At 58.4% G+C, this 19,232-nt stretch carries 15 protein-coding genes; 13 read left to right on the top strand and 2 right to left on the bottom strand.

The features are described 5' to 3' along the window. Positions 1–298 precede the first annotated feature (298 nt). The 9 genes from BCM02_RS09600 (at position 299) to BCM02_RS09560 (ending at position 12,469) form a co-directional block, all read left to right on the top strand. Entirely contained in the window at positions 299–1,180 is an 882-nt protein-coding gene (locus BCM02_RS09600) for a carbohydrate ABC transporter permease (protein ID WP_148928871.1), read from the top strand. Positions 1,181–1,216: 36 nt separating this feature from the next. Then, positions 1,217–2,059 (top strand): carbohydrate ABC transporter permease, encoded by an 843-nt coding sequence (locus BCM02_RS09595; protein WP_148929218.1) that lies wholly within the window; start codon positions 1,217–1,219, stop codon positions 2,057–2,059. A gap of 43 nt (positions 2,060–2,102) precedes the next feature. After that, a complete protein-coding gene (locus tag BCM02_RS09590) occupies positions 2,103–3,485 on the top strand; it encodes an ABC transporter substrate-binding protein (RefSeq protein ID WP_148928870.1) in 1,383 nt (460 codons plus the stop codon). A 742-nt stretch (positions 3,486–4,227) separates the two neighbouring features. Further along, positions 4,228–5,370: a multiple monosaccharide ABC transporter substrate-binding protein gene (gene chvE, locus BCM02_RS09585; protein WP_148928869.1), complete on the top strand. Its 1,143-nt coding sequence runs from the start codon at positions 4,228–4,230 to the stop codon at positions 5,368–5,370. Between the two features lie 95 nt (positions 5,371–5,465). Next, complete coding sequence (gene mmsA / locus BCM02_RS09580; RefSeq protein WP_148928868.1) at positions 5,466–6,989, top strand: multiple monosaccharide ABC transporter ATP-binding protein; 1,524 nt, start codon at positions 5,466–5,468, stop codon at positions 6,987–6,989. A 6-nt stretch (positions 6,990–6,995) separates the two neighbouring features. Further along, the gene (gene mmsB / locus BCM02_RS09575; RefSeq protein WP_148928867.1) at positions 6,996–8,159 is read left to right on the top strand and encodes a multiple monosaccharide ABC transporter permease; all 1,164 of its coding nucleotides are present in this window, start codon (positions 6,996–6,998) and stop codon (positions 8,157–8,159) included. Positions 8,160–8,353: 194 nt separating this feature from the next. Beyond that, the gene (locus tag BCM02_RS09570) at positions 8,354–9,364 is read left to right on the top strand and encodes a substrate-binding domain-containing protein (protein ID WP_148928866.1); all 1,011 of its coding nucleotides are present in this window, start codon (positions 8,354–8,356) and stop codon (positions 9,362–9,364) included. A gap of 49 nt (positions 9,365–9,413) precedes the next feature. Then, the gene (locus BCM02_RS09565; protein ID WP_148928865.1) at positions 9,414–11,255 is read left to right on the top strand and encodes a cache domain-containing sensor histidine kinase; all 1,842 of its coding nucleotides are present in this window, start codon (positions 9,414–9,416) and stop codon (positions 11,253–11,255) included. After that, positions 11,252–12,469, top strand: a complete 1,218-nt coding sequence (locus BCM02_RS09560) for a response regulator (RefSeq protein ID WP_148928864.1) — start codon at positions 11,252–11,254, stop codon at positions 12,467–12,469. The genes BCM02_RS09565 and BCM02_RS09560 overlap by 4 nt, the downstream gene beginning before the upstream one ends. A 106-nt stretch (positions 12,470–12,575) precedes the next feature. On the opposite strand, the gene BCM02_RS09555 is transcribed toward BCM02_RS09560, so the two are convergent. Next, positions 12,576–14,288 carry a methyl-accepting chemotaxis protein gene (locus BCM02_RS09555; protein ID WP_148928863.1) on the bottom strand — a complete coding sequence of 571 codons (1,713 nt, stop codon included), beginning with the start codon at positions 14,286–14,288 and terminating at the stop codon, positions 12,576–12,578. Positions 14,289–14,693: 405 nt separating this feature from the next. Between BCM02_RS09555 and BCM02_RS09550 the strand changes: the two genes are divergently transcribed. The 4 genes from BCM02_RS09550 (at position 14,694) to BCM02_RS09535 (ending at position 17,862) form a co-directional block, all read left to right on the top strand. After that, positions 14,694–16,736, top strand: a complete 2,043-nt coding sequence (locus tag BCM02_RS09550) for a methyl-accepting chemotaxis protein (protein ID WP_148928862.1) — start codon at positions 14,694–14,696, stop codon at positions 16,734–16,736. Between the two features lie 165 nt (positions 16,737–16,901). After that, positions 16,902–17,354 carry a PLP-dependent aminotransferase family protein gene (locus BCM02_RS36290; RefSeq protein WP_148928861.1) on the top strand — a complete coding sequence of 151 codons (453 nt, stop codon included), beginning with the start codon at positions 16,902–16,904 and terminating at the stop codon, positions 17,352–17,354. Then, positions 17,270–17,671 (top strand): aminotransferase class I/II-fold pyridoxal phosphate-dependent enzyme, encoded by a 402-nt coding sequence (locus BCM02_RS35915; RefSeq protein ID WP_148928860.1) that lies wholly within the window; start codon positions 17,270–17,272, stop codon positions 17,669–17,671. The genes BCM02_RS36290 and BCM02_RS35915 overlap by 85 nt, the downstream gene beginning before the upstream one ends. Beyond that, the gene (locus tag BCM02_RS09535) at positions 17,668–17,862 is read left to right on the top strand and encodes a hypothetical protein (RefSeq protein ID WP_148928859.1); all 195 of its coding nucleotides are present in this window, start codon (positions 17,668–17,670) and stop codon (positions 17,860–17,862) included. The genes BCM02_RS35915 and BCM02_RS09535 overlap by 4 nt, the downstream gene beginning before the upstream one ends. 96 nt (positions 17,863–17,958) lie before the next feature. Here BCM02_RS09535 and BCM02_RS09530 read toward each other — a convergent pair whose 3' ends face one another. After that, entirely contained in the window at positions 17,959–19,038 is a 1,080-nt protein-coding gene (locus tag BCM02_RS09530) for a VanZ family protein (RefSeq protein WP_148928858.1), read from the bottom strand. Between the last annotated feature and the right edge of the window lie 194 nt (positions 19,039–19,232).

Raw genomic sequence — 19,232 nt, 5'->3', positions numbered from 1 at the left:
TAATAAACGCAAAACCGCGCGGTCGAAGCAGCGTTCCGCCGCCGGGAAGCTCGCAAGGACTTGCCTCTAATGGATGCCCCGCCCGCGTGCGCTCCGAATACGCTCCCGTCTACCCGTCTACATACGCAGGTTCTTCCTCCATCTCCGTTTTACAAAGCCTTTAATTGTTCCTGACGCTCCGTTGACAATCAAACGGTACATTAAGTGTACAAAAATAATTGAACGATCAATGGAAAGCGGTGATTACACCCGATACTTCGATCATAATTAAAAGAAAATTGAATGGAGTGTATGCCGTATGACACGAGCCGAGAAGCTTCGGAAGGATGCGCTGGCGCTGGCGTTCACGCTTCCGGCCATGATTCCGATGACGCTGTTCTGGTTCATTCCTCTCGGATATGTCGTGTATCTAAGCTTCACGGCATGGGACTTCATGAGTCCGGAGAAAACGTTCGTCGGCCTCGAGAATTATCGCTACTTGTTCGAAAGTCCGGCGTTCTACGAGGCGGTAGGCGTGACGCTCTTGTTCTGCGCGGGCAGCGTGCTGCCGACGATGGCGGGCGGACTTGCGCTTGCGCTGCTGCTGAATCGGGCGATGAAGGGGGCGAGCGTCTACCGCACGCTGATGTTCCTGCCCTGGGTGACGCCGACGGTCGCCGTCTCCATCGTCTGGTCCTGGATCTTCGAGCCGGATGTGGGGCTTGCGAACACGGTGCTGCAAGCGATCGGCCTAGACGCCGTCGGCTGGCTGCAGGATCCGCAGTGGGCGCTGCCCGGGGTGCTCGTCGTGACGATCTGGAAGTCGATCGGCTGGGCGATGGTGTTCTATCTGGTGGCGCTGCAGAACGTGCCTGCAGAGCTGTTGGAGGCGGCCGAGCTGGACGGCGCGAGCGGCATGGACAAGCTGCGGCGCATTACGCTGCCGTTGCTGTCGCCGACCACGTTCTTCCTGTTCATCGTGCAGACGATCGGGGCGCTGCAGGCGTACGACCAAATTAACGTGCTCACCCAAGGCGGGCCGTCCGGCTCTACCCGCACGCTGCTGTACATGTATTACCAGTCGGCCTTCGAATCGTTCAATATCGGGGAAGCCTCCTCGGTGGCGGTCGTCCTGATCATCAGCTGCCTGCTGCTGTCGCTGGCATCTTCCTTCGTCAGTCGCAGAAGCGTCCATTATTAATTTAGAGGAGAATGCAAGGTGCATACGACACGCAAGATGCGCGCCTGGGACAGGGCAGGCACGGCGCTCCGCCACGCGATTCTGCTCGCGATCGCCTTGGCCATGGCGTTCCCGTTCTACTGGATGGCGACCAGCGCGCTGAAGACGAACGACGAAATTTGGAGCTTCCCGCCCGTGTTGTGGCCCGACTCGCCGCAATGGGGGCAATACGCCGAGGCTTGGGTGGAGGCGCCGTTCTGGCGGTATATGGCGAACAGCGCCGGGGTGGCGCTGGCGATCGTTCTCCTGCAAGTCATCAACTCGGCGATGATGGCCTATGCGGTCACCCATATGAATTTTCGGCTGCAGCGGTTGTTCTCCGGGGCGATTCTGCTCGGATTCATGATTCCGGCGACGGCCGTCTATTTACCCGGTTACGTCGTGCTCTCGAAGCTGCAATTGCTCGATTCGTACGCCGGTCTGATCGTATCCAACATGGTCAGCGTGTTCGCGATCTTCCTCGCGCGGCAGGCGTTCCTGCAGGTGTCGCACGAGCTGATCGAGGCCGGCCAGATCGACGGCGCGTCGCATGGCCGGATCCTATGGACGATCCTCGTGCCGCTGACCCGGCCGACATTCGCCGTCATGGCGCTCATTACGTTCATCGATCAGTACAACAATTACTTCTGGCCTTCGCTTATCACGAAGAGTCCCGAGCTGCAGCTCGTCTCGGCGGGCTTGCGCAGCTTCTTCGTGGAAGGCGGCGCCTACGGGCTGAAGTGGCCGCTTATCATGGCCGCCAGCGCCTTCACCATCGCGCCGCTGCTTCTGCTATTCCTGCTCACGCAGCGCACGATCATGAACAGCTTCAATCTGTCCGCCGGCGCCGCCAAGGGCTGAGGGCAGCATTCTATATTCCATAATAATGGAGGGTCTATCCACAATGAAGAACGGCAAACAAACGATCGCCGCCACGATGCTGATCGCGATCAGCCTCTTGACGGCATGCGGCCAGAACGGCGGCAGCGCGAATACGGAGAACGCGAATACGGGCGCAGCGGCCAATGCGGGCGCCGAGTCGGCCGCCGCGAACGGAGCCAGCGCCGAACCGGCGGCCGCTCCGGCAACCGAGCCCGTGACGATCGAGTTCTGGTACGGACTCGGCGGCAAGCTCGGCGATCTGATGAAGACGCAGATCGACAAGTTCAACGCCTCTCAGGACGAAGTTATCGTCAAAGGCATCGCGCAAGCGGACTATTCGGAGACGGAGAAGAAGCTGCAGGCGGCCATCGCCGCCAAGCAGGTGCCCGCGGCGGTATTGACCGCCAACTCGGCTTGGGCGCGCAAAGGATTGTACGCGCCGATGGACGAGCTGATCGCGGCGTTGCCTGATTTTAAGGCCGATGACTTCGTGCCGACCTTCCTCAAGCAAGGGCAGGTGGACGGCAAGCAATATTTCCTGCCGATGTACGGCACGACGCAGATCATGTATTACCGCAAGGATGCGCTCGAGAAGGCCGGCATCAAGCCGGAGGACATGAGCACGTGGGAAGGGCTGGCCGCGGCCGCCGCCAAAATGGCCGTGAAGGACGGGGACAAAACGACGTTCTACGGTTGGGAACCGATGTGGGGCTCGGCAAATATGATCGACGCGGTGCTTAGCAAAGGCGGCCGCATTCTGAGCGAGGACGGCAAGACGGTCACGATCGACGCGAAGGAATGGGTCGACACGTGGGAGCTGTTCCGCACGTGGATTCACGAGGATAAGATCATGCGCGTTCACTCCGGCGGACAAGGCTGGGAGTATTGGTACAAGACGATCGACGACGTCATGAAAGGCCAAGCGGCCGGCTACACCGGCTCGAGCGGCGATCAGGGCGATCTGGATTTCTCGATCGTAGCGGCGATGGAGCAGCCGGGCTGGGAAGGCGTAGGCGCCGGCCGTCCTGTCGCCCAAGCCATAAGCGCCGGCATTCCGGCCGCGGCTTCGCCGGAGCAGCAGGCGGCGGCCATGAAGTGGTACGCGTTCTTCACGAGCGCGGAGAATACGGCGTTCTGGTCGATGAACACCGGCTATATCGCGGTGCGTCAATCCGCGCTCGAAGACCCGGCCTTCAAGGCCTTCGGCGAGCAGAACCCGCAATCCCAAGTGCCGCTCAAACAGGCGACGCACGGCTCGGAACCGTTCGAGGATCCGACGGGCGGCAAAATCAACGACGCGCTGACGATCGCGGCGGACAAGGTGCAGATCGAGAACGTGCCGGCGGCGCAAGCGCTCAAGGAAGCGCAGGAGACGGCGCAGAGCGAGTTGGATCGGCTGAAATAGACCAAACGCATGAGAAAAAGCCAATCGGGCGATCCGATTGGCTTTTTAGCTGCTTAGGAAATTATGCAACCATTCTTGTTGTGGATAAAAACGTAAAGCGTGTCCGCGGGAGTTGACGAAAGCGAAGTTCAGCAGGGGGTAGCAAGTCACGGTACTTCCAGGTGTCTTGAAAAAATGCTTCCCCATACGCATGAAGCTTTGTCCGCAAGGACAAGAAAGTGCCAGCTCGAAGCAACCCGCCATCCGCGAACAAACGTGCGAATACGAAAGAGGGAGTCCTGAGCGTTTTCAAAGGAAAACGCACTTCGGAAGCATAGGCTATGGTTCCCCTGAGCGGAGGACTATGCTGTCAGGTTAAGGAAAATGTCCGATGAAGCAAACCAAGGCCAGCGGTAAACAGGCTTCAACGGGCTTATGTCTAAGAAGGATCTTTAAACCCACAGAAGCTTTGTCCGCCAGGACAAAAGCGTGCCAACTCGAAGCAACCCGCCAGCCGCGAACAAGTGAGCCATCACGAAAAAGGGAGTCCAGAGGGCAAAGCCCTATGGTTCCCCTCAGCGGAGGGGGAAGGGGGAGGGAGCATAAAAGTCGGGTCAAAGGGCGGAGCCCTGCGATCGACAATCGGCGACTCGCGTTGATTTTTTATAAAAATCCGTAGATTTATTGCAAAGACCCAGGCCGGCAAAATCTCCTAAGATAGACCTATCGCTTCACCACCAACCGAAAGGGGACAACGAACCAGATGAGAAAAGCGCTTACGCTCATCATGATGACGATGCTCGTCATCGTACTCGCGGCATGCGGAGGCAATAACGGCGGAGGCAACGCGGGCAACGCCGGCAGCGCGGGAGGCAATGCGGCCGCGGAAGGAAACGCGAGCGAAAGCGGAGGCGGCGACAAGGGCAAAGTCGGGATCGCCATGCCGACCAAGTCGTCCGAACGCTGGGTCGCCGACGGCGACAACATGAAGAAGGAATTCGAGGCGCTCGGCTACGAGGTCGACCTCCAGTACGCCGAGGATGTCATCGAGAATCAAGTGTCGCAAATCGAGAACATGATTACCAAGGGCGCGAAGGTGCTCGTCGTCGCGTCGATCGACGGCGAATCGCTGACCGACGTGCTGCAGAAGGCGGCCGATCAGGACATTAAAGTCATCGCCTACGACCGGCTGATCAAGAACACCGAGCACGTCAGCTACTACGCGACGTTCGACAACTTCAAGGTCGGCGTGCTTCAAGCCTCCTACCTGGAGGAGAAGCTGGGGCTCAAGGACGGTAAAGGGCCGTTCAACATCGAGCTGTTCGCGGGCTCGCCGGACGACAATAACGCCTACTTCTTCTTCGACGGCGCGATGTCCGTGCTGAATCCTTATATCGAGAGCGGCAAGCTCGTCGTCAAGAGCAAGCAGACGAGCATGGAGCAAGTCGCGACGCTTCGCTGGGACGGCGCAACCGCCCAATCCCGGATGGATAACCTGCTGAGCGCGAACTATGCGGACGACCTCGTTCACGCGGTGCTGTCTCCTTACGACGGCATTAGCATCGGGATCATTTCCTCGCTGAAGGGCGTCGGCTACGGTTCCGGCGACAAGCCGATGCCGGTCATCAGCGGCCAAGACGCGGAGCTGGCTTCGATTAAGTCGATCATCGCCGGCGAGCAGACGTCGACCGTGTTCAAGGACACGCGCGAGCTGGCCAAGGTCGCGGTGAAGATGGCCGAGGCGGTCATCGAAGGCAAGGAAGCGGAAGTGAACGATACGAAGACGTACGACAACGGCGTGAAGGTCGTGCCTTCCTTCCTGCTGGAGCCGGTATCGGTGGACAAAGAGAACTACAAGCAAGTGCTCGTCGATTCGGGCTATTACACGGAAGACGAGTTGAACTAATCGCAAGTACGACAGGACGGACGCGATTGCGCGGTGGCCGGCAGGTTCGCCGCGAAATCCGTCCTTCATATTTCGAGGGGCTGGTGACGGCTACGATGAACGATATATTGGAAATGCGCAACATCACCAAAACCTTCCCCGGCGTGAAGGCGCTCGGGAATGTCAATTTAAAGGTCAAGGAAGGCGAAATCCACGCGCTGATGGGCGAGAACGGCGCCGGCAAATCGACGCTCATGAAGGTGCTCTCCGGCGTCTACCCGCATGGCTCCTACGAAGGCGATATTTTGTTTAATGGAACGGTGTGCGAATTCCGTTCGATCCGGCACAGCGAGGAGCTCGGAATCGTCATCATTCACCAGGAGCTGGCGCTCATCCCGCAGCTGTCCATTGCAGAAAATATCTTCCTCGGCAACGAACAAGCGAAGCGAGGCATCATCGATTGGAACGAAACGACGATCCGGACGCGGGAACTGCTGCGGAAGGTGGGACTGAGCGAGAATCCGAATACGGAGGCCGGCTCGATCGGCGTCGGCAAGCAGCAGCTCGTCGAGATCGCCAAGGCGTTGTCCAAGAAGGTCAAGCTGCTCATCTTGGACGAGCCGACGGCCGCCTTGAACGAGGAAGACAGCGAGAACCTGCTGCGGTTAATGCTCGCGTTCAAAGAACAAGGCATCACCTCGATCATCATCTCCCACAAGCTGAACGAGATCATGAAGGTAGCGGACTCCATCACGATTCTGCGCGACGGCCATACGATCGAGACGCTGGACGTGCGGGCGGATCGCATTACCGAGGAACGAATCATCCGCGGCATGGTCGGCCGCGATCTGACGCATCGGTATCCGGAGCGGGAGCCGAAGATCGGGGGAACGCTGTTCGAAGCGAAGCATTGGACGGTCTACCATCCCTTGCAATCGGATCGTAAGGTCGTCGACGACGTCAGCTTCGAGGTCAAGCGGGGCGAGATCGTCGGCATTGCCGGCCTTATGGGGGCAGGCAGAACCGAGCTTGCGATGAGCATCTTCGGCCAAGCGTACGGGAAGCGGATCAGCGGGCAGCTGTTCAAGGAAGGGCAGGAGCTGAAGCTGACCGACATTAGCCAAGCGATCAAAGCCGGCATCGCGTACGTGACCGAGGACCGCAAGGAGTACGGCCTCATTCTGATGGACGATATCAAGCGCAATACGACGCTGGCCAACCTGAAGCACATCTCCAAATGGTTCGTCGTCGACGATAACCGCGAGGTGATCGAGGCGGAAGGATTCCGCAGCCGAATGAAAATCAAGACGCCGAGCATCCACCAGAAGACGGGCAACTTGAGCGGCGGCAACCAGCAGAAGGTCGTGCTCAGCAAATGGATGTTCACCGGGCCTGATCTGCTGATTCTCGACGAGCCGACGCGCGGCATCGACGTCGGGGCGAAATTCGAAATTTACACCATCATCAACGAGCTTGCCGATCAAGGCAAAGGCATTCTGATGATCTCCTCCGAGCTGCCCGAGCTGCTCGGCATGTGCGATCGCGTCTACGTGATGAACGAAGGCCGGTTCACGGGCGTCGTTCCGCGTTCGGAGGCGAGCCAGGAGGTACTGATGAAATACATGACTAGCAGGGGGTAGGACGGCATGGCAACCGCGCTTCGCGCCATTCGCGGCAATGTTCGGCAGTACGGCATGATTATGGCCCTTATCTTTATTATGCTGCTGTTCCAGTTTCTATCGGACGGCATCTTGCTCAAACCGCTTAATATTACGAATTTGATTCTCCAGAACAGCTACATTCTCATTCTCGCGATCGGCATGCTGCTCGTGATCATTACCGGCCATATCGACCTGTCCGTCGGTTCCGTCGCGGCCTTCGTCGGCGCGGTATCGGCGATCATGATGGTGAACCATCAGATGCCGTTCCCGATCGCCATGGTACTGTCGCTGCTGATCGGCGCGGCGGTCGGCGCCTGGCAGGGTTTCTGGGTCGCCTACGTGCGCATCCCTTCCTTTATCGTGACGCTGGCGGGCATGCTGCTGTTCCGCGGGTTAACGATGCTCGTGCTGGACGGGAAATCCGTCGCGCCGTTCTCGGACGGCTTCCGCTCGATGAGCACCGGATTCATCCCGAACCTGCCGGGGGAGTGGAGCCTCCATATGGTCACGCTGGCCGCCGGCATCGTGCTGTCCATGCTCTACGTCTTCATGGAATGGCGGGCTCGGCTCGTTCAGAAGCGCTATCAATTCGAGGTGCTGGCGATGCCGCTCTACGCGGCCAAGCTGATCGCCATCGTGGTCGTGATCAATTTGTTCACTTACGTCCTCGCGTCCTATAAAGGACTGCCGAATATTCTCGTCTTGCTGCTTGCGCTCGTCGCGGTCTACACGTTCGTCATGCGCAAAACGATCATGGGACGCCACATTTACGCCCTGGGAGGCAATGAGAAAGCGGCGAAGCTGTCGGGCGTGAAGACGAAGAAGGTCACCTTCTGGGTGTTCGTCAATATGGGCGTCATGGCGGCGCTCGCGGGCCTCGTGTTCGCCGCGCGTCTGAATGCCGCCACGCCGAAGGCCGGCGTCAACTTCGAGCTGGACGCGATCGCGGCGGTGTTCATCGGCGGGGCCTCGGCCAGCGGAGGCGTCGGCACGGTCATCGGCGCCATCATCGGCGGTCTGGTGATGGGCGTCATGAATAACGGCATGTCGCTCATCGGTCTTGGCATCGATTATCAGCAGGGGATTAAAGGACTGGTGCTGCTGCTGGCGGTCGCATTTGATTTGTATAACAAAAACAAATCCTCTTGAAGTCCGGCGAGTAAGGGACCGGGGGGTCGCGTATTTTTCAATGGACTTCTTGAGCATTTCGCGTAAGGATTGGCGCGGCGAAGCACCCGAATCGGTGCGACAAGCCGCGCCTTCGCCGTTTCGCATACGTATGCGCTTTCATGCGGGGATGCTATAATGGGATGCGATTAAGCTGCATACCGGGAGGGATGGTTGTGAAGAAGCTCCTGCTTCTGTATCTGGTATTGATCGTCACCTTCATGGCTTATCTCTACACCGCTTATTTCCGGGAGAGCGACGACGGCCTGAATGCGGTGACCGGTCTTCATGGCGAGCGGGAAGAGAAGTATGTGATGGTCAATTTTTTGACCGGGATCGATTATTGGAAGAACGCGCTCAAAGGCTTCGAAGATGCGGCCGAAGCGCTGGGCGTGTCGGTGGAATACCGAGGCTCCACGCAATACGACGTGCACGAGGAGGCGATGGTGCTCGAACAGGTCATCGCGCGCAAGCCGGCCGGCATCGCCGTGAGCGCCATCAATTCGGAGGCGCTCAACGCCGCCATCGACAAGGCGGTCGAAGCCGGCATCCCCGTCGTCATGTTCGATTCGGACGCGCCTAACAGCAAGGCGCTGTCGTTCCTCGGAACGGACAATTACAGCGCGGGCGCGGCGGCCGCGCGCCTAATGGCCGAGCTGGCCGGCACGGAAGGGAAGGTCGGCATCATCACCCATCCGAACCAGTTGAACCACCAGGAACGAACGAAAGGGTTCGACGAGACGCTGCGCGGCGAATATCCGGGGCTTGAGCTCGTCAGCATCGCCGACGGCAAGGGCGATCAGCTCGAATCGGAGAAGCAGGCGCTGACGATGATGCGGCTCCATCCGGACCTGTCGGGCATCTTCGTGACCGAAGCCAACGGCGGCGTCGGCGCGGGCAACGCGGTATTGAAGGAAGGCAAGCTCGGGCAGGTCCGCATCATTAGCTTCGATACGAACAAAGGGACGCTCGACATGGTCAAGAGCGGCACGATCGCGGCGACGCTGGCGCAGGGAACGTGGAATATGGGCTATTGGTCGCTGATGCAGCTCTTTCACGCGCATCACGAGCGGAGCGCCGGCACGCCGGATTCGCAGGATTCGGGGGCATTCCCGCTGCCCGCCTATGTCGACACGGGCATCAGCGTCGTGACTCGGGCGAACGTCGACCGATTTTACGCCAAGTAGCGATGAAGTGCTTCGGCCGACTTGGCGATCGAAAGGAAGGGAGAGCTCCGTGCCTGTCAAATGGCTTCAGCATAATAACTGGTCTATTCGCTACAAGTTGATCGTTCACTTCCTGTTGATCAGTACCCTCCCGGCCTTATGCATCGGCATTCTCATCGCCTGGGCGACGAACGGGACGATCGAGAAGCAGGTCAACGATCATACCGGACAGCTGATCGGCAACGTGAATAAGTCGCTTGATCACTATGCCTCGAATCTGCAGAGCATTACGTATTTCATCGCGATGAATCCGGATATTCAAGCCTTCCTTAAAGTAGGCCCCGCCGCGCTAGCCGACGACGAGGTTCAATATCGGACGAGTAAATTTCTCGAGGGGTTCACGACGCTATACAGCGAGGTGGCCGGCATTATGGTCGTGAACGCGAACGGCGAGTACGTGAGCAACGACATGTATGCGCGCAATAACCGCAAGCTGACGGAGGAGAGCTGGTATCGCGAGGCGGTCGCAGCTCAAGGCATCTTCCGTCTGATCGGCCATCCTGCGGGCCGCGGCGTGATCACGCACGCCAATTATAAGGACAGCGAGATCGTATCCGGCGTCCGGGCGATCTTGCAGCCCGAGTCTCAGCGGACGGAGGGCGTCGTGCTGATCGATCTGAAGCTGCGCGTCATCGCGGAGACGCTCCGGGACGTGACGCTCGGCAAGTCCGGGTATCTCATGGTCATCGACGACAAAGGCGAGACGATCTATGCGCCGCGCAGCTCCGTCGCCGGGCTGCTGGACGCCAGCCGGCTGGCCGACGCTACCGGCACCTTCGGGCAGGAGGTTGGCGGGACGGACCTGCAGTTTATTTATCAACGCTCCTCCTTCACGAATTGGACGACGGTCGGCGTATTCCCGGTCGCCGATACGGTGCAGGAGAACAAGGAGTTGAATCTGTATTTGGTGTCGTTCGTGTTCATCGTCTGCATGCTCGGCATTGCGGCCTCCTACTATCTATCTCGCTCGATTTCGCGGCCGATCTCGCAATTAGCTTCGTTGATGCGCAAGGTGGAAGAAGGCAATTTGCATATTCGGATTAACGGAGCGAGGCAGGACGAGGTCGGCATGCTCGGTCAAAGCTTCAACACGATGCTGGCCCAGATCAACCGGCTGATCGGCCAGGTCGGGGAGGAGCAGCGGCAGAAGCGGGAGGCGGAGCTGAGAAGCTTGCAGGCGCATATCCAGCCCCATTTTCTATACAACACGCTCGACACGATCCAATGGCTGGCCCGCAAGGATGGCGCGCTTGAAGCTGCGGAAGTCGTGGAATCGCTATCCAGGTTGTTCCGCATCGGACTAAGCAAAGGGCAGGAGATGATTACGCTCGGCGAAGAGCTGGCGCACATCCGAAGCTATCTCAACATTCAGCAGACCCGGTATAAGGAGAAGCTCCGTTATGCGATCGAGGTCGACGAAGAGGCGTTCGGCCATTGGTTCGTTCCGAAGGTGTTCCTGCAGCCGATCGTGGAGAACGCCATCTATCATGGCATCAAGGAGCGTCGCGGACCCGGGATGATCACGATCCGCGCGTCCGCGTATGACGGCGTCATCCGCTTCGCGGTCGAAGATAACGGGGCGGGGATGAGCGAGGAACGATGCGCCGAGCTGCAGCGGATGCTGAGCGCTTACGGCAAGCCGAAGGCCGAGACCGCATACGCGAAGTCCGGCGAACGGCCGGAGACGCCGCGGCCGATGAGCAGCTACGGGCTGCGCAACGTGCAGGAACGGATTCAATTAAGCTTCGGCGAACGGTATGGCATTATGGTCGCCAGTCAGCCGAAGGCGGGGACGGTCGTCACGATCGATCTTCCCGTCAACTGGTCCAAGGAGGAGGGGGCGGTATCGTGATCGCGAACTGGAGAGTCATGATCGCCGACGATGAATCGATTATACGCGAAGGCATTCGGCGGTCGATACCGTGGGAGCAGCTCGGCCTTACGGTCGTCTGCGAGGCGGAGGACGGCGAAGAAGCGCTGGAACTGGCCGAGCGCCACCGCGTGCATATCATGCTCGTCGATCTCAGCATGCCGATCATGAACGGGCTGACGCTCATTCAGCATATTCGGGAGCGGCAGCCGGATTGCAAGATCGTCATTATAACCGGCCACGACGAATTCGCGTACGCGCATGAAGCGATTAAGCTGAACGTGGACGATTATATTTTGAAGCCGGTCAATCCAGAGGCGCTCGCCGAAGTGCTGAAGCGCGTCGCCGGCAAGCTTAAGGAAGCGGTCATGCAGGACGAGCGGCTGCAGATGGCCTCGAAGCAGATCGAGAAGAACATGACGCAGCTGCGCGAGCGGTTCTGCCTGGAGTGGATCCAGGATCATCCGGCGCGGGACGAAGTACTCGAACAGCTGGCCTTCCTGCGGATGCCGGCGGAAGCGCCGCGGCTCGTCGGCGTGCTGCGATGGCCGGAGCAAGCCGGCGGACGCTCGTTCCATTCGGAACGGGACCGGCAGCTGCTGCTCTTTGCGATGGAGAATATCGTGGAGGAGTGTCTGCGCGACTTCGAGACCGTTCATTTCCGAGACCCGAGCGGACTCATCGTTCTCTTCATCTGGGGGGAACCGGAGGCCGCGCAGTTGGAACGGATTCCGAGCAGCATCGCGGACTATTTGCGAATAAACGCGCTGACGAGTTTCCAAGCGTCCGGCGGGGAGCTCTCGCGTATCCCGGAGCTGTACGGCGAAGCGAAGGCGGCCGTCTATCGGGAATCGCGGTTATCGCCGCTTACGCGCAGGACGAAGGAGATCATCGAGACCCGCTTCCACGAACCTCACCTGTCGCTCGAAGGCGTGGCCGCCGAGCTGTGCGTCTCGACCGTCTACCTCAGCCGCATCTTCAAGCAGGAGGCGGGGATCTCGTTCGTCGGCTTGCTTACCGGCGCTCGGATCAAGCAGGCGCTGCTGCTGCTCTGCGAGACGGACCTGGCCATGCACGAAATCGCGGAGCGCATCGGCTACGAGACCCAGCACTACTTCAGCACGGCGTTCAAGAAGGCGGTCGGCATATCGCCCAACCAATATCGGAAGCGCTCGGTCGCGGGAGTCGGGAGATAGGGCGAGCGCTGGCGGCGGCTCGGGATTCCGGTACATCCATAGGATAGCGCAAAATAGGGTATCCCTCGTCAACTTGATGACGGAGGATACCCTATTGGTATTCGAGTTAAATTTTAAATTGCTTGATGATGCGTTGAAGATCGTCCGCCAAGCCGGCAAGCGCTTGGGAGGAAGACGAGATCTCTTCCATGGAGGCAAGCTGCTCTTCCGTCGCGGCCGAGATGTTCTGCGTCATCGAAGCCGAGTCGCTCGCGACCGCATGGACGTCCCGGATCGAGTCGTTCACGTTCGCCGTTCCGCCGGCCAGCTTCCGCAGCGCCCCGGAAATTTCTTCGATCTGCGCGACGACGCTGCTGACCGCCTGCTCGATTTTGAGGAACGATCCGCCCGCATGGTTCACGACCGCCAAGCCGCTGTTCACCTCTTGCGCCGCTTTCTCCATCGTCCGAAGCGTCGTCTCCGTGTCCTGCTGGATCAGATGAATGAGCTGCGAGATTTGGTCCGTCGATTTATTGGACTGTTCGGCCAGCTTGCGCACTTCCCCCGCGACGACGGCGAAGCCTTTGCCGTGCTCGCCCGCCCGCGCCGCCTCGATCGCCGCATTCAAGGCGAGCAGGTTGGTTTGCGCCGAGATGCCGGAGATGACGTTCGTGATCTGCTCGATTTCGTTCGAGCGCTCATCCAAGCTTTTCACGGCGTCGAACAAGCTGTTCACGTTGGCGTAAATGGAGTTCATCTGCGCATTGACTTCGCCGATCGCTTGGTTGCCCTCGGACGAGACGGCGGACGCGTGCATCGCCTCTTGCTTCATCCGATCCGTGGAATCGGCGATGGATTGCGTATAGCCGGCCATGTCGGAAATCGCCTTCGTGCTGTCCGCGACAAGCTTGGCCTGCTTCTCCGTACCGACTGCCAGCTCTTGCACGGAGAGCGTCACATGCTCGCTCGCCTTGCTGCTCTGCTCGGCGCTGGCGCTAAGCTCCTCAGCTGCCGCCGCAACCTGGAACGTCGACTCGTGCACCGTGCCGAACGCCGTTTGGAGGTTGGCCGTCATACTGTTAAAGGATGCCACGAGTTCGCCGATTTCATCCTTCGAAATGTAGCTGCCTTTGACGGTGAAGTCGCCCTGTTCCGCTTCGGTCAGCAGAAGCTTGACTTCCTTGACCGGCTTCACGATCATACGCGCGATCACGAGACTAAGGGCGACGAGCGCCAGAAGGGCGGCAATGACGACCGAAGTCACGAATACCGTGACGTCCTTGACATCCTGTTGGTTGGTTTCGTTAATGGTTCCCGCGTTTTCGACATTTACCTTTTGCAGCGCCTTCAACGTGTCGTTGACGAGCTTGCGCATCGCCTCCACGTCCTCGCGATAGTGGGCGTATGCCTCCGCGTTCTTATTGTCTGCGGCCAACGCAATGACTTGATTGCGCGCTTCTTTCAAATTCGCGGCATGTTCCCGGTATTGCGTGAGCAGCGCGATCTCTTCGTCCATCAAGTCGCTGCCGGCAAGCTCTTCGATCATCGCGTCGATTTCGTCCCACGCGGACGTAATTTCGTCGACCAGCTCCTGGTTGCGCGCCGGGTCCTTCGACGTCAGCAGCTCGAGGGTGTACGCGTCGCTCGCTCGGGCATTGACCCGAATTTGCATGACCGTGTTCAGCGGGATCAAATTGTGAGCGTACATCTCTTCCGAGTTCTGCGCGATGTCCCGGATATAATTAATGCCGACCGTCCCGACCGAACCGAGTCCGACCGCGCTTACGAAGATGAGCAGCGTCAGTTTTTTTGATATGGTAAGGTTTCGTAGAAGTTTCAACTCGCTATCCCCTTTAATCGTGAAATGAATGGCAACAGATAACTCTCGTGATGCTCATACTCTCTCTATCGACAAAGTACGAACCAAGTTGTTAATTCGGCCAACCGGTAAGTTATGGGATGCCGCGTACCGGCAGCGAGGTTAGCGGATTCGAAAGGTGATGACCGTGAAACTATCGCTAAAAAGCAGTTTAACGCCAATAGTAGAAGCTCCCGGTCGATGGATTTTCGCGTTGGTTCGACAAAAACAGGGAACAACAAGCAAAAATGTAAGCGGTAACACTTCCACAAAAGAACATTGTGATATATATTAATTACATAATATAAAGGTTACTGTTATAGGCTTGAATGGGATGCCGATTGTTCTATTCATTCATTCTCGCAGAAATCTACTTGGGGGTATTTAATGTTTAGGTTAATTAGAGAGAAAATATCTAATGGAATTACCAGTCTGCGGATTGCCAATTCACAGGCCGCTCCGAAGCGCGGCGCGTTCGTTCTATCATTGCGAAGCAAACTTATTCTTACGTTCATCGTCATTCTGATCGGTCCGGCGCTCGCGATCAGCCTGCTCTCGTACAATACGGCGAAGGACAAAGTCGCGGACCAAATGACGGGCGGCGCGCGCCAGAACGTGCAGCTGTTGAACGCGGTTATTTCGCAGTATGCCTCGGCGGAAGCGGCCAATGTCGATTACTTGGCTTCGCTCATTACGGAAGAAACGTACACCGGGCCGGACCAGACGCTGCAGCGTAAAATACTCGAACCGTTCTTCAGGTCTCACCCGATTCTCTCGAGCATTGAGTTCGGCGGCGAGTCCGGCTATTACCGGAACGTGCAGGGGACGCCTTGGTCGCAGGATAGAGATCATCTCTCGCAGCCGTGGTACGAGGAAGCGAAGAACGACACGGCAGCGGTCATCTCCGCCCCTTACGTGTCGGCGATTACCGGCGAATTCGTCATCGGCATCGCCAAATCGGCGGCGGACGGGAGCGGCGTCGTACGCAGCGAAGTCAAGATCAACGAGTTGATCAGCATGGCGGACACGGTGGAGGTCGGCAAGCAGGGGTACGCGTTCATATTGGACGAGCAGCGGAACATCGTGTTCCATCCGGTATTCGAAGCCGGCGAAGCGGCGCAAGGCGATTGGGTCGACCGCATTTTCGCTTCTGACGAGGCGCAATTTAGCGCTCATGTGAACGGGGAGGAAGAAGTTATCGCTTTCGCGACGAACCCGGTGACGGGCTGGAAGATCAGCACGACGATGTTCCGGTCGGAGATCGCCGAGGAATCGAGACCGATTCTGAACCTGACGCTTCTGGTCGTCGCCGCGTCGCTCCTCATTGCGGCCGTCTTGATTTTCTTGATTTTGCGCGGGATGTTCAAATCGCTGCGCGTCATGATGACCACGGCCGAGACGATCAGCCAAGGCGAGCTGTCCGCAAGGATTCCCGCCATGCGGCAGGACGAGCTGGGCCGATTAAGCGCAAGCTTCAATCACATGGCGGACCATATTCATCGTACGATCCGTCGCATCAACGCGACGTCCATCAGCTTGGCGACCGCTTCACAAGAAATGAGCGCGAGCGTCGAGCAGGCTGCCAAAGCCACCGAGCATATCGCGGAATCGTCGCAAGGCATCTATGACGGCGCCAGCCGGCAAGGCGAGCTCTTAAGCGAGAACCATGGCCGTCTGGAGTCGATTACGGAGCGAATGGCGAAGATCGACGGCTTCGTCACCCAATTGGACGCGTTGTCCGTCGAGGCGGGCGATCGGTCGCGCGCGGGCAGCGACGGCGTGCGCAACGTCGTCGATCAAATGGGCGTCATCCATGATTATGCCCAGTCGCAATCGTCGATGATGAGCGGCCTGATGACGCAATCGGGCCAGATCGAGCAGATCGTTAAAGTCATTCAAGAAATCGCGGGCCAAACGAATTTGCTCGCCTTGAACGCCAGCATCGAGGCCGCCCGGGCGGGCGAACACGGCAAAGGGTTCGCGGTCGTGGCCGCCGAAATTCGCAAGCTGGCGGAACAGACGGGCCGATCCACCGGCTCGATCAAACAGCTCATCGGACAAATCCAAGCCAGCACGAACAATGCCGTTGCCTCGATGGGCCAGACGATCTCGGAGATCGGCAAGGGGATCGACGTCGTCCGCCAGACGGACGACAATTTCAAGCGCATCCTGACGGCCGTCAGCCCGCTTGCGGATATGAGCCGCACGCTGCGCGAGGTGACGTCCGAGATCTCCGCGCAGGCGGCGTTGATGACCAATTCGGTCAATAACGTCATGCATATCGCCGGCGAGAACACCGGCGGCACCGAGAGCGTCGCCGCTTCCGTCGAAGAGCAGCTCGCGTCGATGGAGCAGATCGCGGCTTCGGCCTCTTCCTTGTCCAAGACGGCGGATGAGCTTGCGAGCCTGGTCGATACGTTCAAACTCTAACGTCGGCAGGGTGGAATAATTACATCGGGCAAGACGAATAGTAAGCAAGGAATGGAAAGCGCTTATCAAGGAAATGGAGTTCCGCGTCAAGACGGAGCTCTTTTTCGCGTTTTGGCCTTCAATCGACGACTTTCATCTTAGATTGGTCGGAATGGAGCGCTAGCCATGGTAATGCCGCCATTCGCGGTTGAGGTATGTATGGACCGATACGGCAAGCGATCCCGCTATAATTTGGCAGACACGTGCGTGGTTTGCATGACGTTGGACGAGTTGTTCGGCTTCGGCGGCCAAGAGTCTCGCGAACGGCTCTGGCATGCGATGTCGCACCGGAAGCAAATGTACGGGGAAAGCGCGGGCTCGTCCAGACTGCGTTCGGCTATCGCGCGACTGTATGAAGGCGCTTCGGCGGATCAGGTTTTGGTCATGAACGGCGCGCTAAGCGCCAATGCGCTGGTCATGACGACGCTGCTTCGGCCAGGCGATCGGGTGATCTCTTTTCACCCTTCCTTTCAGGAGCTCTTCGAATACCCGCGATGCTCGGCGCCAAGGTGGGTTTGCTGCCATTGCGGCCGGAGAACCGATTCGTTCCCGACCCGGAAGAGCTCCGAAGCATCATGACGCCCGATACGAAGCTCATCGTCATCAATAATCCGAATAGCCCGACGGGTACGTTATACGACCGTGAATTATTAACGCAAATTAGCGAGATTGCACGGGATGCCGGGGCGTATATCCTATGCGACGAGGTGTACTACAATTTGCGGGCCGACAGCCAGCCTAACGCTCCCTCGATCGCGGATGTGTACGAGCGGGGCATTGCCACGTCCAGCCTATCGAAGGCATTATCGCTGGCGGGGATTAGAATCGGATGGATGACAGGGTCGTCCGACGTGATCGAAGCTTGCAAGCAAAAAAGCAAAAGCATTTCTACATGACGATTAGCTGCGGCGTGCTTTACGACCAAATCGCGGCGCAAGCGCTGACCCATTATGATCGCATACTGGAGTTGGAAGCGGGCTACTTGCGGGTGGGCTGCGCGGGAAATACGGACGTGCTTCAAGACGGACTGCTCCATCTCCGAAGGTTCCTTCGCGACGAGTCGTACACTACGGCAAGCCAAGGATGAAGCCCATAAGAAGCAAGCCGCTCCTGACCGGCAGGAGCGGCTTCTTGCCATTCCAAGCCAGATAGCAAAAGGCCTTAGCGAAGGCGGATACGACCGCTACCTAATGACGTGATGCGTCCTGCTTCGTTTCTCGTAGAACAGTTGTCGACTGCGGTTGAATACGCAGCGCAGCGCATGTATGGCAAGAACGGCATCCAGCGCGAACAACGCCATGGCAGCCGGCAGCAGCAAGATTGCGGGCGAACGGGCGGCGGCCATGAGCAGGAATGCTTCGTGCAACCCTCCGATCACGCCGTATAGCAAGCCGTAGCGAATGACAAGCTCTCGCGTCATGATCCGATCTGCCTTTCCGCGCAGCTGGATCCGCACGAGCCACTTGCCGAACGTCCGGCCATTCGTGACCAGCGGGATGAGGATGAAGTAAATCGCGACCGTCATCCAATAGGGCAGCGGGACGTGCAGGACGCCTAGAACTACCCATATTGGAAGCGCGATCGTCCAGTCGCATAAGAACGCAACGGCCCGACGGGTATAGGACACGCGCTTGGTTGCCAGGTCGACATTGTCGTCAAGCCGATCGATCCGAGGCAATCGCTTCGTTAGCCATGCGGCGGTCAGGAAGCCAAGCAAGCCGCCTGCCGTATTGGCGATCAAATCATCGACGTCGAACAAGCGGTACGGGTAGTCGTAGATGCCGTATATCCCGGTCACCTGGGTGATTTCGAACAGGAGCGACAAGCCGAGCGCCAGCAGCAGGCATGCGAGCCAGGATCGGCGGAAGTAGAGACGCAGGAACATGCCGAGCGGCACGGTCAACAGAATATTGAACGCCACCTGGAGGAAAGCTTGCTCCCGCAGCAGCCGCCAATAGGTGGAGGGCGCATCCGCGCGAACGGCCGTCTCCGACGCGATATCCCGGATAAAATGAAACGGCACCCACTGGACGTAGGAATCGGCGTCAGGCGGCTCGTTATGAATCGTAGGCGGAAGCGGCAGCAGGATCAAGTAGACGGCGTTCATCAGATAGAGCAGCAGCAGATAGAGCATGAGCGCGCGGTATTTATGAATATAGCCGTGTCTGCGGTATTGCGTAAGCAGGAACGGAAGCGTGAACAACGCGGCGGCGGCCGGGAACGTATAGAACGCCATGGAGATCGTGTTGGCGTAAACTTCCATTGTCTCGAATCACCTCATCTTTCTTCACCTAGCCATACGCGGTGAATACGTCCGGCATGACGAGAGATAACTTCCTAAATAATACCCCGAAGCGTTGTCCTTGATCTATAACCTATTGTTCCAACGCTGCGTAACGCTCCTATGCGCATTAACAATATCTTCATGAAAGCATCACGCCGGCTTTACATCCGTTT

Source organism: Paenibacillus methanolicus, from assembly GCF_008124765.1.
In the GTDB taxonomy this organism is placed as follows: Bacteria; Bacillota; Bacilli; order Paenibacillales; family Paenibacillaceae; genus Paenibacillus_Z; species Paenibacillus_Z methanolicus.
This window is presented reverse-complemented; position numbering and strand designations above follow the sequence as displayed.